This is a genomic window from Flavobacterium sinopsychrotolerans, assembly GCF_900110375.1.
GTDB lineage: Bacteria > Bacteroidota > Bacteroidia > Flavobacteriales > Flavobacteriaceae > Flavobacterium > Flavobacterium sinopsychrotolerans.
On the sequence record NZ_FODN01000006.1, the window covers coordinates 94,871 to 109,380 of the forward strand.

Here is a 14,510-nt window from a genome sequence, read left to right on the forward strand (position 1 = left end):
TTCAGGTTGGATTTTAGTTTTTTGATTCAATTAATGATTTAATAATCGCTTCACTCGAAGTACCAATTCGTTTGGATTAAATGGTTTTGCAATGAAATCATCAGCACCAAGCTTAAACACTTCACTAACGGAATGTTCTTCTTCGCCCAAAGCAGATAAAACTATTATGGGTATTTTTTCAAAATTTTCTTTAACAAAACGAATAACTTCCAGCCCGGATTTATAGGGTAACAAAAGGTCGGTAATTACCATGTCTGGATTTATGGAGTGTATTTGTTCCACGGCACTTAAACCGTCCTTAATAACGCTCAACTGGTATCCTTCCTTATTGAGAATGAATTTAAGGATTTTAACCATCAATTCATCATCTTCTATAATTAGTATTTTTTTGTCGCTATTCATTTCGAGATATTTTATTTTTTATAAAGTTCAATCTCATCAATCATTACCATTGGTTTTTTTAGCTTTCGTTTTCGCCAAACGGGTAATTCTTCTTGGTTTTCTATTATTAATTTTATTTTTTCAAAATTGCTGAAGTTTTTATCTTGTATTTCTATTTGGGATGTTTTGACAGTATAATCTTTAGTTAAATTTACAATTTTTTTTTCATTTATGAGATTCCATTTTTTCTTTTTAAAGCCATAAATTAAAATTTTCTTAGGCAGAAAAATCCAGTGTCTTTGATTGTTTAGAAAATTTATTTTTAGTTGATTAAATTCTAAATTATTGGTTATTAGTTCTATTTCGGGATTGGTTCCATACCAACCGATCCAATTAATATTATAATCAGTATGACCTCTTATTCCATCAACTAGTCCGTAACCTCCTTTTCCAGTAAAACCTTCAGCTGGTGCAGTTAAAAAATTGACTTGCATTTTTTCTCCAAGATGTGTTGTTGTTTCTTTGGCTATTTCTAGCCAATCTTCATAATATTTATCTGGTGATAACCCATCTTCACTCAATTCGTAAATTCCAAATTGATTACAAGTTTCAGCAAATTTGCGAACTCTTTCATTGAGTCCTTTTTTTACCTCTTTTTCACCTTTTTCGTTGATAATAAACATCCCATGTTGGTCTTTTCCATAAAATTTAGATTGTTCAAAAAACACAAACTCTAATGCCAGTCTTAATTTATGTATTCTGGATTCTAAAGTAAGGTCTCCATCAACTGCTTCCAAGGCTTCCTCCAGTAGTTGATCATATTGATTCATTGCCTCGGGGGATAAAAATGTATTTCTGCTTTGAACGGGACCGGAGTATATATCCAAATCAGCGTTAGAATTTTTCTGATTATCGGTTAAAAGGATTAAATATTTTTTGATATTAGAGGCTGCTTTTCCATAGAATCCTCTTAAAAAATCATCTGTAGTTGTTTCAATATTAATTTCGGTATCCCATAAAATTTTTGCTAAAAGATATTGTCTCAATTCCGAAAAATCACCGGGAACATCAGCATAACCTTGCACAAATAGACCTTTAACATTATTCTGTTTAAAAAGTTTGTAATTATCAGAGAAGGTATGAAAGTTTGGAAAAGGAGAAAAATAGTTTGAGAATTGCACTGTATAATCCCATAAATATAGATTAGAAGCTGTTTTTCCCCAATTTTGTAATATTTTTATAAACGGTTTGCTTTGTGAGTCATTTATAATTGATTTCCCACGATTCAATTCGATTGGACAAAATAAAGTATAGATATTAGGTTCTATTTTTAGGCCTGTTGGTGGTTTGTAGGTGTGTAGGTAGGCCAAAGTTGTTATTTTAGTTTTTGGAAAAAGCACGGCAATTTTATTTAAAAAATAGTAAAGAGAGCCTTGAGGTCCACCATGATTTTCATTTAATAATTTGCATTGAGCGCACTCACAATAAACGGCATCATCATTTTGACTCACAGAGTAAAAAGTAGTGTTTGGGTTTTCAGCAATTATTTTTCCCATTTTTTTTGTCACAAGGGCAACAACGGTGTCATTAGTCATGCAAAGTGACTCGGCTCTCCGGTTACCTTCATACAGGGCATAAAATTCAGGATTCGTTTTGAAATATTCTTTTGGCGGTAGAAGTTTATCAAAGGAATGTCCCCAAACGCTGAAGTCGTTTAAATGCCAGTCTAATTTATGCCAATCCCTGAAATCTTCATCGTATGCATCAGGATATAAAATGACTCTATATTCAAAAGATGGTTTGTAGTGTTGCGTTGTGTTTTTTGGAAATTCAACTTTTTTTAATTTTGGAATATAAGTATCTATAGAAGTGAATTTTCTAAATCCCCAGCTTTCCAGTAAGGTGTAAACTGCGTAACGTAATGATTTTTCATTGGGTGCTACCAAAAAAATATCTTTCGAATCACTTTTAATGACAAAACTATTTATGTCTTTTTGGTTTTCTGAATTTGATATTCTAAGGTGAATTGCTGAAGTAGTTTCTTGATTATTGTTCTCAATTTTGATAAAAAAAGGATTCAACAAGCTTTTGTCTAAATAGGATTTTAGGATTTTTGCTGCTGGTTTTGCGTTTTCTTCCGTTATGTGAATAGTATTTTCATTACCCATTTTGTTCTCGATGATAATATTGGATTGCGCCATTGTTTTGAAGTTAATAAGAACTAAAAAAAATAGTGTACAAAATAATTTCAGTTGTTTATTAAACATAGTTTAAAATTTATATTGTAACATTAATGATAGTTCAAGCTCGTTTTGTGTCGAGTTACGAATGTATTCTTGCTGGTTGTACGTGAGTTGAATTCCAGTTACATAATGATTGTTAAACAGTTTAAAATATCCTGCACCAATCCTATATGAATCTAAAGAAATCCTTTCTTTGAACTGGCCTAAAGTGGTTCTTTCTTCAGGAGAGGATCCATAACCGGAGGTCAAAGTTATATAATCAAAACGGGTATCAAAATAATACCGTACCGTTAACGTAACTGCGGGGTAATAATCTTCTTTATCTTTTTGAATAAAGGTTCTTAGATTTACCCAATAGGAATCTATATATTTCCCCACACCAACAACTCCTGTTGTGAATTCAGTGCCATCTTGTGTCTTTAAATATCGAATGCCTAAATCACCTTCCCAGCCCTTTTTGAAATTTTGATAAAAGGAATATCCAAGTCTTAATTTTGGAAATACGGCATCTTCACTATAAGCCACGTTCATGTAGGAATAATTATTTTTGCTGGTAAAAAAATAAGATTCCACTTCATATTGAAAACCATTTGCAATGCTTTGACCGGATGATAATCTATCTGCATAATTTACACGTCCTATCAAAGAACCCCATTGGCGCTCTTTTATGTACTGTAGACTTCCTAAATGCCAAGGACCATACCCTTTTCTGTCGAAAGAGGTGAAACTGTAGTTGATTCCTATTCGATCCGTTCTTAACTTTGATTCTAACTGAAAAAGAAGTTGCGTAATTTGGTCATCATTCGGGTTTTTTAATTGTAATGTTTTTAAATATTGATATTCTTTTTTTCGATCTTTTTGCAATTGATACACTACTAGTTTTTTTTGCTCAAAACCTTTGTCTTCCGGATGTGAAGTAATTGCTTGGTCTATTATGATTTCGGCATTATTGTATTTTTTTTCATCAAATTCTATATTGATCAAATAGTTATATGCGTCTTGGTTGATAGGGTTTTTGTCAATATAATATTTGTAATAATATCTTGCGCTGTCAGTGTTTTTTAATAAATCATAATTACGTCCTAAAACCAGATAATAGTCTAAATATGTGGGTGCTAATTTTTTTCCTAATAAGGCCCTTTGGACATTTTTTTCATAATTCTTTCCATTTTGCATGTCTTTAATTATAACGGTCAAAAGACTGTCAGAATCAATTTTTTGAGCTGCTACTTTTTGATTGGAAACAAAAAATAAAAAAATAAAAAAACAAGCTATATTTAAAATTTTGCTTTGAATCATGATGTTAGTTTTTGAGTAGTTGTAAATCCTTTTCGAATCATTACGCCCCATTTTTGTTCGGTCTGTCTAAAAAAGAACCAATATCCTCTTAATGATGCATAAATGTTTAGTGGATGGTAAACGAAAGGCTCTATCATTGCCATAAAGATTAATACCATTAATTCTTTGTAATTAGCATAACTTTTATACAATAAATCGTCTATCATAATTGAAATAAGTGTAATCAACAAATAAAAGATATATACAAATACACTCATGATGATTAAGTATTCAGTATTTATTTTTTCTGTTATAATACCGGCAATCAATGCTATGATTCCAAAAAATTCTATTATTGGCACGAGAAATTCGAATATCAAAAAGAAAGGTAAGATCATAAATGCTGTTTTTCCATATCTTGGATTAAAAAACATTTTTCGGTGCAGGAAAAGTGTTTGTATAAGCCCCCTTGCCCATCGGGTGCGTTGTCTTAACAGCACTTCTCTTGATTCAGGAACTTCCGTCCAGCATAACGATTCGGGAATATATTTAATTAAAAATTTTAATTTGTTTTCATGCATGTGCTTTCTCATTCGAGTGATTAATTCCATATCTTCTCCTAATGATTTATGCCAATAGCCACCTACTTTTATGGCTATTTCTTTATCAAACATTCCTAATCCGCCAGAGACTAAAAGTAATCCGTTGATTTGGCTCCAAGCCATTCTGCCAAAAAGGAATGAACGAACATATTCTAATTCCTGAAATCTGGGATACCAATCTTTAGGAAAGTGGACTTTATGTAAGAAACCATCTTTAACTTCGCATGAATTTGAAATCCGAATTCCAGCACCAGTGGCTATCACTCTTGTTTCATTTTCCATAAATGGTTTTGCTAATTTAAGTATGGTGTCTCTTTTAAGAATACAATCTACATCGGTACATAAAAACAAAGGATATTTTGACGAATTAATACCAGCATTGGAGCCATCAGCTTTACTTTTTCCATTTTCTTTATCTACCACTAAAAGTTTCGAATAAATAGGATTAGTTGATTTATAATGGCCTCTTACGGGTTTAGTCACAATTTTTTCTTGGTAATAAAAATCAATTTTCACTAATTCAAATTCCGTTATTAATTTGGTTAGCGTATCATCCGTACTCCCATCGTTTATGATTATAATTTCAAATTTAGGGTAGGTTAATGACAGTAGTGATTTTACATTATAAACAATACTAACTCCCTCATTAAATGCTGGCGCCACAATTGAAACTCCGAGTAGATGATTGGATCTGGTGAGAATATCCTCAGAAATATATTTTTGGTATCTAAGATGTTTTAATATAGCATAATAGGATAGAAGCGATAAGAAAATGTAAAGCAAAATATAAGTAACAGAAAAAAGTGATATGAAAACTTCATAAAAATGGATTAGCTGGTATGTTACGTTTTGCATCATTATAAGTAAATTTCTCTTACATGTTTAGTCATTTTCATTGTGTCGTAATCCTTGGCGGCCACAGTATCTAAAACAGTTTTATTTATTTCGTTCAAACAATCAACTGCTTTTAATTTTAGGTCTTTGTCACTTTGTATTTGAATTTCATTCTCTAAAAATGAAACTACTGCCTCATCGCCGATAACCTTTAATGTATCTAAAATTTCTAGTTGAATTTCAATAGATACTTTATTGAAAAGTACAATCAAATCTTCTTTTGCTTCAGTCAAAAAAAGTTCGCGTATGGCTATAATAGCTTCTTTTTTCAAAGAATCATCCTCATTTTGAATCAATGCTATGATTTCTGAGGCTTTATTTCTATAATTATAAAAAACCATTATTTTTAATCCTAATTTTGTAATTGAGTTGTTGTTGGTCTCAATCCATTGATCAATGTTTTTGGGGATTGGAAATTTTTTTTCATGTAAAAGATCCATTATTTTTATGGTATACAAATGCGAAATGGTAGATGGTAATTCTTTAAAACTCTCCATGTAATTTTCAGATAATGATAAAAAAGCCATATTAGCATTAGACCGAATCACGATATTAGGATGTTTTAGATAAGGTTTAATGATGGAATTACCTTTTTTATAATCTAAAGCTTGAAAATGATAAAAGCCTTCACACTTGTTATAGCTTCTAAAATCACGAATTAAGCGCGCAGAATATTTATTAAGGTTTAGTGCTTGATAAAAAAAAAGTATAGGTTCTGATGCTTTTCCTTTTAAACTATGTTTAAATCGGATCATATCATTAATTACGAGTTCTTTACACCAAGATTTATGGAGTGGAATTTCTTTTTTGAACTGCAGTAGTTTTTTGTTGATTGTCTCTTCATTGGGTTTTGAGAGAATCATTTCAGTCAAAAAAATCTCCGCTTTGTTGGTTACAGCCTGTCTGTAAGGTTTATTATATTCGTAATAAATTCGTTTTGATAGTAATACAAGTGTCGATAATACTGTTGATATCAGTAGCAATGGGATAATATAATATTTTAGATATAAAATAAATAAATCCATGATTAACAGTGTTTTATATCATAATATTACAAAATATAAAAAGTTAAAAAAAATAATTTCGACGTACTGCATTAAAATCCTTCGAAAACACCTAATCCAAATAAAGCAAAATCATATTTAACAGGATCTGTGCTATCGAATTCACGAAGTTTTATGTCCAATTCAGACAAGGCTTTTCCATCATTTTGTTTCCGTGTCAAAATGCCTAATTTTCGTGCAACATTTCCGGAATGTACATCCAAAGGGCAGGATAATGAGGCTGGTGAAATGCTTTTCCAGATTCCTAAATCGACTCCCTTATTGTCTTGACGAATCATCCATCTTAGATACATGTTAATCCTTTTTGCAGCCGAATTATTCAGCGGATCTGATATGTGTTTTTGGGTTCTGTACTGGTGTGGAATTTCGAAGAATATTTTCTTGAATTCATGGATGCTTTTTTGCATTGAATGGGTTTCCTGATGTTTATTGAACACTGTTTCTAAACCGCCATGATTGGTGTAAATATGTTGTAAACTTCTAATAAAAGTGGTAAAATCTATTCCGTTGAATGTGCGGTGAACAAAAGTTTCCAATCGTTCCAAATCATTTTCAGTATGTGACATGACAAAATCATACGGCGCATTTCCCATCAAATCCATCATTTTATGGGAATTTTTGATAATCATCGTGCGATTTCCCCAAGCAATAGTAGCGCTTAGAAAACCGGCAATTTCAATGTCTTCTTTTTGTGAAAATAAATGCGGAATTTGTACCGGGTCACTTTCTATAAAGTCGAGTGTGTTGTATTGCAGGACTTTTTCGTCAAGGAAATCTTTAAGTTCTGATGGATTCATTATTGATGATGACTTTGAATACTAATTTATTTTAGGAAGTACAGCTTGTTGTTGTGAGGTATAGCCCAGATAGAAACGGCATCCTTTTTATTTTTTCTTTAAAAATAAAAAGATAAAGTGTATAGCTGGAAATAGCTCCTAGTTACTAATCAAACCGTCTACCATTATTAGTTTTCTGTCTGCCATATTGGCTAGTTCCTCATTGTGTGTAACGATGACAAAAGTTTGTCCCAACTCATCGCGCAATTTGAAAAATAATTGATGCAGGTTCTCAGCAGAAGCTGTGTCGAGATTTCCTGAAGGCTCATCAGCAAAAATGATGGCTGGTTTATTAATCAGTGCTCTGGCCACTGCCACACGTTGCTGTTCTCCACCCGAAAGTTCGTTGGGTTTGTGATTCATTCGGTGCGAAAGACCAAGGTAGGTTAATAATTTTTTGGCTTCAGTCTCAGTCTCTTCTTTGGGTTTATTGGCAATGAAAGCGGGAATGCACACATTTTCAAGGGCAGTAAATTCCGGTAATAATTGGTGAAATTGAAAAATGAAACCTAAATTCAAGTTTCTGAATTTTGATAAGGTTTTGTCATTCATCGTAAGAATGTCTTCATTGTTGATGCGCAACTCAATTCCGTTTTCAACGGTTGGCTTGTCTAAAGTTCCAAGAATTTGTAAAAGTGTTGTTTTTCCTGCACCGGAAGCACCTACTATAGAGACTATTTCTCCTTTTTGAATATGTAAATCAACTCCTTTCAGCACATGAAGTTGATCGTAATATTTATGTAGATTTTTGGCTTGTATCATTTTGAAACTGTTTTTACAAAGAAACAAAGATTTTAATGATTATGAATTGGAACACCAATTATTTTCCTTTGACAAACTATAAACTTTAGTTAACAGAGAATATTCACAACGATTTATTGAATAAATTTGATTCTAAATCATACAAATTATGAAAAAAATAATTGGGATTTTTTTGGCGCTATTGCCTTTTTCATTTTGTGCAAAAGAAAAGAATATTGCTTTGCCAAAAAGTATAGAAACAAAAAATATGGAAATACAAAACGGAATGGAAGTTGCAACCTTTGCGGGAGGTTGTTTTTGGTGTACTGAAGCAGTTTTTTTAGAACTGGACGGTGTAAGTAAGGTAGTTTCAGGATATATAGGTGGAAACACTGTGAATCCTACTTATCAGGAAATTAGTACGGGTGATACTGGTCATGCCGAAGCGATTGAGATTACGTTTGATCCCAATAAAATAAGTTTTGGGGAGCTGTTAGAAATATTCTTTGCCACGCACGACCCTACGACATTGAACCGTCAAGGAAATGATATTGGAACGCAATATCGTAGTGAAATTTTTTATCACAATCCTTTTCAAAAACAATTGTCTGAAGATTATATCGCTTTGATGACGACTGAGAATACGTTTGGAAAACCAATTGTCACTAAAATTTCATCAGCAACGAAGTTTTATGTTGCGGAAGATTATCATCAAAACTATTATAATCAGAACAAAACGCAAGGCTATTGCAGTTATGTGATTACTCCTAAAATAGATAAATTGAAAAAATTCTATCAGGACAAACTCAAAAAATAATTGGCATTAGATTTGTACGTATTCTGGAAAATAATAATCTAAATATTATGACTGAACAAGTGTCCGTTAGTGCAGTAAATAACAAAACCAGAAATCTGGTATTGGGAATTCTGTTTGATGCCATTGGAATGCTTTCGTTTACCGTTCCTTTTATCGGTGAATTTTCAGATGTGATTTGGGCTCCTTTAGCCGGTTTTTTAATGACTTGGATGTATAAAGGAACAATAGGAAGAGTAGGAGGAGTAGTTACATTTCTGGAAGAAATTTTACCTTTTTCAGATTTTATTCCAACTTTTACGTTAACCTGGATTTATAATTATGTAATTAAAAACAAAGATGCCTCGTAATTCGAGGCATTTTTTGTTAGTCGTTAAAAAGAAATCCTAGTCCCATACGTTTCAGCATTTTTTTTTCGAAAGCCCAGAAGAATTTGTACTGTCCAAACAAAAATCCTATCAATACTAATAAGATTTGATAGATTGGAAAGATTAGAATTAACCTAACAGGAGTAAACCAATAGCCTAAATCTTGTTTTGTAATTCCAAGCCAAAAACAAAAAGGTTTAGAAAGCCACGCCGATGCAGATCCGGTTATCGCAAAAACAATAAATATAATGGTAAGTTGAAAATTGCTGTCAATTCCCCAACGTTGTTTCAGTTTGTTCATTTTTATTTATAATGAATACAAATATAGTGACATTATCTGATGGGGACAAAACCAAAAAGTTTTTGTTTGTAGGTGTTTTGAAAATAAATCATGTAATTGTAAATCAAATAATTTACTTCATAACCATAATCAATATTAGGGTCATAATTTATTGTCATTTCATATAAATTTGGATCATAACGTAGCGGTTGCAAAACACGACTGTTCCATTCCATCACATAAAGCTGATTTTTGGTTTCCAAAAAAGATTGCGAATGATACCCTCGTGGGAACGCTCTTGAATTAAGCCATGTATTAAAGCCGGGATCAATGATAATCACCTCGTATTCCAGTTCATCATTAGCAATTCGGACTGTGTCGCCCTGAGCAGCAACAGTTTTTTCAGTGCTTGGAAATGCAGTTTTTGAAGTGGTACAACTTAAAAACACACAAAAAAGGACGATTATAATGTAGTAACTGTTTTTCATGACGGAAAAATTGATATATAAAGTTACAAAAAACAAATGATTGATTGGTAGTGTTTTAACTAAAAAAAAAGAGGCTGCTTTTATCAAGCAGCCTCTCATTAAATATTTAAGAAGGAAAAACTAGCTTAACAAACTAATAATTTGGGAAGCTAATTCAGTACCAATTCTATCTTGTGCTTCTCCAGTTGCAGCACCAATATGTGGTGTCAACGAGATTTTATGGTTCATCAAAATAGCCATTTCAGGAGTTGGTTCGTTTTCAAAAACGTCTAACCCTGCAAATAATACTTTTCCGCTGTCTAATGCTTTTACTAACGCTACTTCGTCAATAACACCGCCACGGGCACAGTTTACAATTCCTACACCATCTTTCATAATGGCAAGTTCTTTTTCGCTGATGATGTAACCATCTTGCGCAGGAACGTGTAAAGTAATGAAATCAGCTTCTTTGAATAAAGATTCCAATGATTGTGAAACGATGGTAGTGGTGATCGATTGTCCGTCAAAAAATTCTACTTTAACATCCACTTGCGGAATAAAACTATCGGCAGCGATAACTTTCATTCCCAATCCTAACGCCATTTTAGCGGTAGCCTGACCAATACGGCCAATTCCAACTATTCCAAGTGTTTTTCCTCTTAATTCGATTCCATTTGCGTAGGCTTTTTTCAAACCATCAAAGTTGGTATCGCCTTCAAGCGGCATATTTCTGTTCGAATCATGCAAGAAACGAACGCCTGAAAATAAGTGTGCAAAAACTAATTCTGCTACTGATTCTGATGATGAAGCCGGAGTATTGATTACGTGAATTCCTTTGCTTTTAGCATAATCCACATCAATATTGTCCATTCCTACACCACCACGACCTATAATTTTCAATCCTGGGCAAGCGTCAATGATATCTTTACGAACTTTAGTCGCACTACGTACCAAAACTACACTTACATTATTTTCGTTTACAAAGTTAGCCACTTGTTCTTGTGCTACTTTTGTTGTTATCACTTCAAATCCACCTTTTTCTAAAGCTAGAATTCCACTTTTTGAAATTCCATCATTGGCTAATACTTTCATTTGTGTTTTATATTTTAAGATTGTAAAATTTAAAGATTTAAAAATTCAATCTGGGTTGTTTAATGTAATGATTGATTAAAAATTGATTTTTCAAATCTTTAAATCCTTCAATATTTTAATTTTTAAATTTTTTTCTCCAAAGCCTCCATAACATCAACCAATACCTGAACACTTTCTAACGGAAGCGCATTGTACATAGAAGCTCTGTAACCACCTACTGAACGGTGTCCAGGCAAACCTGAAATTCCCGCAGCTTTCCACATCGCATCAAATGTTGCAGCATGTGCTTCGTCATTTAATAAGAAAGTAGCATTCATGTTCGAACGATCTTCAATAGCTGCAGCACCTTTGAATAATGGGTTTCTGTCTATTTCTCCATAAAGCAAAGCCGCTTTAGCATTGTTAATTTTTTCAATAGCAGCAATTCCACCAAGGTTTTTCAGCCACTGTAAGGTCAATAAAGACGCATACACAGGGAAAACAGGTGGTGTATTGTACATACTTTCTGCTTTGATATGTTTGGCATAATCCAACATGCTTGGGATTATTCTACCATTTTTACCTAAAATTTCTTCTTTTACAACAATCAGTGTAGTTCCTGCGGGACCCATGTTTTTTTGTGCTCCGGCATAAATCAAATCAAATTTAGAAAAATCTAATTCTCTTGAAAATATGTCAGAACTCATATCACATACAAGTGGCATATCAACTGATGGAAATTTCTTCATTTGTGTACCAAAAATAGTATTGTTACTAGTGCAATGGAAATAATCAGCATCTGCAGGTATTGTATATCCTTTTGGAATGTGATTGTAGTTTTCTTCTTTTGAAGAAGCGACAACCACAGTTTCGCCAAAAAGTTTGGCTTCTTTTATAGCTGCTGCTGCCCAAGTTCCTGTATCAAGATAAGCCGCTTTTCCGCCTTCTTTCATCAAATTATAAGGAGCCATGATAAATTCTAAACTCGCTCCGCCAGCAAGAAATAAGGCGCTGTAGCCTTTGCCTTCAAGGCCTAAAAGTTCCAGAACGATGGCTCTAGCTTCATCCATAACGGCAACGAAGTCTTTACTTCTATGCGAAATTTCTAAAAGAGATAACCCGGAATCGTTGAAATTTAAAATTGCTTGTGCTGATTTTTCAAAAACTTCTTGCGGTAAAATACAAGGTCCTGCGCTGTAGTTGTGTTTTTTCATGGTGTAGTTTATGTCCAAAAAATTAAAGTGCAAATTTCGACAATAGGAGTTTAAAAAGCGTTAATTAATTCGAAATAATTGCACTTTTTTCTGCTATATTGTTAACAAAAATGAAATAGTATCGATGTTATCTGCGTAATTCCATAATCGGGGATTTTGAGTTTCTCCAAAGTCTACGCTGTTTTCTATAGTCTCATCAGCAACAATACATTGTAATAGCTCACTTTCCGACTCTAATCTTGTTTTTAATTCGTTTATATCGTCGTAAAACTCATAAAAAACACTCGAAATAGGCGAAGCATGACTTTGATCTTCTTTCAAGGTCAGAAATCCGTTATCTAGTAATTTGAAATTACTCATCAGGAAAACGGCTTTGTTGTAATCGTAATTGTTGGCGTATTTTTCGTAATGAATGACGTCTTGGTAAGCAAATATCGCTTCAAAAAACGGAACAAAAGAATAACCTTTTGGAACAAAAAGTTTAGAAACATTGCGGCAACCCAATCCAAAATAACGAAAAATATCTTCTCCTAAAGCGGTAAGTTGCTCTTTGGTTTCATTACCGGTTAAAACCGCTACTGAATTTCTGCTTTTTCGAATAATCGACGGTTTATCTTTGAAATAATATTCAAAATAACGGGCTGTGTTGTTACTTCCCGTGGCTATTACGGCATCAAAATTTTCTAATTTTCCCTCTACAAAAGTAATATTCTCAGCTAATTCTGGCTGAACTGCAATGATGTATTTTGCTAGAAAAGGTAATAAATGCTGATCGTTTGAGGATGTTTTTACCAAAACAGTATTTCTTGTAATCAAAACCGAAAGGAAATCGTGAAATCCTACTAACGGAATATTACCGGCAAGAATTAAAGCGACTTTTTTAGGCTCTTGAATTGGAATTGTATAGTTTGAAAGCCATTGATTCAGATTTTCTTCTGTTAATGCTTCTGCCCAAGATTGTATGGAGAAATAGACATTTTCAGGAGTGTACCATCCATTATGCGATTGGGATAATTTGATCAAGTCAACAAAAGCATCAAAAAACGTTTCGTTGTGCAAAACAGCCGGATTTTTTAAAGTGTTATTTTCGGAAAACTGACTTAAAAATTTTCCTAATTCAACAAAAACACTTTTTTTTGTTTCTAATGTCATAATGTTTGCTTATGAATAGTTTTGATTGTAATTTTGCACAAAAATAAGCTATAAAACGTATAGTTAAAAGATTAAAAGAGGAAAGATATGAGAATCTTAAATCCAAAATCTTAATTCCTTAAATCCAAAATTAAAAAGATGGCAATTATTATAACAGACGAATGTATCAATTGTGGTGCTTGTGAACCCGAGTGCCCAAATACAGCAATATATGAAGGAGCAGACGATTGGAGATACAAAGACGGAACAAAACTAAAAGGGAAAGTGATTTTGCCTGATGGTACCGAAATTGATTCTGATGAGGCTCAAACTCCAATTTCTGACGAAGTGTATTACATCGTACCAGGAAAATGTACCGAATGTAAAGGTTTTCATGATGAGCCACAATGTGCGGCTGTATGTCCTGTAGACTGTTGTATTCCGGATGATAATCACGTGGAAAGTGAAGAGACTTTGTTAAACAGACAAGCGTTTTTACACAACGAATAGGTAAAATATCTGAATTTTATGCAAAAAAATCCCGAGCTAGCTCGGGATTTTTTTGTTTTACAACTTTATTATTCTTTAACCATAATGAAAGTCTCTACTATTACTTTATCTGTTTTGTCATCATAAGATTCTAAAACTAGATTTCCGTTGGCATCAAAATAACCAAAAGAAGTTTTATTTTTTGCTTTGTAGATGTAATTGTTATTTGACGTTTTTCTCAAAACGGCAGCTTTTTCTTTGTTTGGTAAATACATATTGTATCCAGTCTCAGCAAGTGAAACTTGATATTTCTGTCCATTTAAATTATAATAAGCAGATCTGTCGACATCCACAATATTTGTAACTCCATTTGCCGTCACTGCAGTAATTGCAGTTACTTGAACAGGAGTATCTTTCATTTCTTTATTCAATGCATTTGAGTCAGCATCTTTTAGTTCAATATTTTGAATTTCTTTTATTTCCTGTGTTTTGATTAATTTTTTTTCGCCTTTTGAATCTTTAATCGTTGTTACAGTTGTTTTTACTTCTGATTTAACATTTTTATTTTGTGCTTGAATATTTAATGTAAATAAAAAAGCAATCATTCCAAGAGTTATAGTTTTCATAACGTTTTATT

General features: G+C 32.7%; 16 protein-coding genes. 3 read left to right on the forward strand and 13 right to left on the reverse strand.

The window, feature by feature from the left end; genetic code table 11:
* Positions 1 to 30: 30 nt before the first annotated feature.
* The 7 genes from BMX64_RS11465 to BMX64_RS11495 form a co-directional block, all read right to left on the reverse strand.
* Positions 31 to 402 (reverse strand): response regulator transcription factor, encoded by a 372-nt coding sequence (locus tag BMX64_RS11465; RefSeq protein WP_091171968.1) that lies wholly within the window; start codon positions 400 to 402, stop codon positions 31 to 33.
* 11 nt (positions 403 to 413) lie between these two features.
* Positions 414 to 2,582 carry a DUF4838 domain-containing protein gene (locus BMX64_RS11470; RefSeq protein WP_244273288.1) on the reverse strand — a complete coding sequence of 723 codons (2,169 nt, stop codon included), beginning with the start codon at positions 2,580 to 2,582 and terminating at the stop codon, positions 414 to 416.
* Positions 2,583 to 2,651: 69 nt separating this feature from the next.
* Positions 2,652 to 3,923: a YaiO family outer membrane beta-barrel protein gene (locus tag BMX64_RS11475; RefSeq protein WP_167543058.1), complete on the reverse strand. Its 1,272-nt coding sequence runs from the start codon at positions 3,921 to 3,923 to the stop codon at positions 2,652 to 2,654.
* Positions 3,920 to 5,362 (reverse strand): glycosyltransferase family 2 protein, encoded by a 1,443-nt coding sequence (locus tag BMX64_RS11480; RefSeq protein ID WP_091171972.1) that lies wholly within the window; start codon positions 5,360 to 5,362, stop codon positions 3,920 to 3,922. The genes BMX64_RS11475 and BMX64_RS11480 overlap by 4 nt, the downstream gene beginning before the upstream one ends.
* Positions 5,362 to 6,423 (reverse strand): HEAT repeat domain-containing protein, encoded by a 1,062-nt coding sequence (locus BMX64_RS11485; RefSeq protein ID WP_091171973.1) that lies wholly within the window; start codon positions 6,421 to 6,423, stop codon positions 5,362 to 5,364. Before BMX64_RS11485 ends, BMX64_RS11480 begins: the two co-directional genes overlap by 1 nt.
* Before the next feature lie 71 nt (positions 6,424 to 6,494).
* On the reverse strand, positions 6,495 to 7,259 hold the full coding sequence (locus BMX64_RS11490) for a TIGR02757 family protein (RefSeq protein WP_091171977.1): 765 nt from the start codon (positions 7,257 to 7,259) through the stop codon (positions 6,495 to 6,497).
* A 138-nt stretch (positions 7,260 to 7,397) separates the two neighbouring features.
* Positions 7,398 to 8,060, reverse strand: a complete 663-nt coding sequence (locus BMX64_RS11495) for an ABC transporter ATP-binding protein (protein ID WP_091171979.1) — start codon at positions 8,058 to 8,060, stop codon at positions 7,398 to 7,400.
* A gap of 247 nt (positions 8,061 to 8,307) precedes the next feature.
* Here BMX64_RS11495 and msrA point away from each other — a divergent pair, with 247 nt between their 5' ends.
* Both msrA and BMX64_RS11505 read left to right on the forward strand, forming a co-directional pair.
* Positions 8,308 to 8,856: a peptide-methionine (S)-S-oxide reductase MsrA gene (msrA, locus tag BMX64_RS11500; protein ID WP_091172202.1), complete on the forward strand. Its 549-nt coding sequence runs from the start codon at positions 8,308 to 8,310 to the stop codon at positions 8,854 to 8,856.
* Between the two features lie 47 nt (positions 8,857 to 8,903).
* Positions 8,904 to 9,203, forward strand: coding sequence for a hypothetical protein (locus BMX64_RS11505; protein ID WP_091171981.1), 300 nt, complete (start codon positions 8,904 to 8,906; stop codon positions 9,201 to 9,203).
* 16 nt (positions 9,204 to 9,219) lie between these two features.
* On the opposite strand, the gene BMX64_RS11510 is transcribed toward BMX64_RS11505, so the two are convergent.
* The 5 genes from BMX64_RS11510 to BMX64_RS11530 form a co-directional block, all read right to left on the reverse strand.
* Complete coding sequence (locus BMX64_RS11510; RefSeq protein ID WP_091171983.1) at positions 9,220 to 9,522, reverse strand: DUF6787 family protein; 303 nt, start codon at positions 9,520 to 9,522, stop codon at positions 9,220 to 9,222.
* A 32-nt stretch (positions 9,523 to 9,554) separates the two neighbouring features.
* The gene (locus tag BMX64_RS11515) at positions 9,555 to 9,989 is read right to left on the reverse strand and encodes a DUF6146 family protein (RefSeq protein WP_091172204.1); all 435 of its coding nucleotides are present in this window, start codon (positions 9,987 to 9,989) and stop codon (positions 9,555 to 9,557) included.
* Positions 9,990 to 10,109: 120 nt separating this feature from the next.
* On the reverse strand, positions 10,110 to 11,060 hold the full coding sequence (locus tag BMX64_RS11520; RefSeq protein WP_091171985.1) for a D-2-hydroxyacid dehydrogenase: 951 nt from the start codon (positions 11,058 to 11,060) through the stop codon (positions 10,110 to 10,112).
* A 122-nt stretch (positions 11,061 to 11,182) separates the two neighbouring features.
* Positions 11,183 to 12,253, reverse strand: a complete 1,071-nt coding sequence (gene serC, locus BMX64_RS11525; protein WP_091171987.1) for a 3-phosphoserine/phosphohydroxythreonine transaminase — start codon at positions 12,251 to 12,253, stop codon at positions 11,183 to 11,185.
* A 93-nt stretch (positions 12,254 to 12,346) separates the two neighbouring features.
* Positions 12,347 to 13,405: an acyl-CoA reductase gene (locus BMX64_RS11530; protein WP_091171989.1), complete on the reverse strand. Its 1,059-nt coding sequence runs from the start codon at positions 13,403 to 13,405 to the stop codon at positions 12,347 to 12,349.
* 138 nt (positions 13,406 to 13,543) lie between these two features.
* Here BMX64_RS11530 and BMX64_RS11535 point away from each other — a divergent pair, with 138 nt between their 5' ends.
* Complete coding sequence (locus tag BMX64_RS11535; protein WP_091171992.1) at positions 13,544 to 13,894, forward strand: 4Fe-4S dicluster domain-containing protein; 351 nt, start codon at positions 13,544 to 13,546, stop codon at positions 13,892 to 13,894.
* 68 nt (positions 13,895 to 13,962) lie between these two features.
* On the opposite strand, the gene BMX64_RS11540 is transcribed toward BMX64_RS11535, so the two are convergent.
* Positions 13,963 to 14,499 carry a hypothetical protein gene (locus BMX64_RS11540; RefSeq protein WP_091171994.1) on the reverse strand — a complete coding sequence of 179 codons (537 nt, stop codon included), beginning with the start codon at positions 14,497 to 14,499 and terminating at the stop codon, positions 13,963 to 13,965.
* Between the last annotated feature and the right edge of the window lie 11 nt (positions 14,500 to 14,510).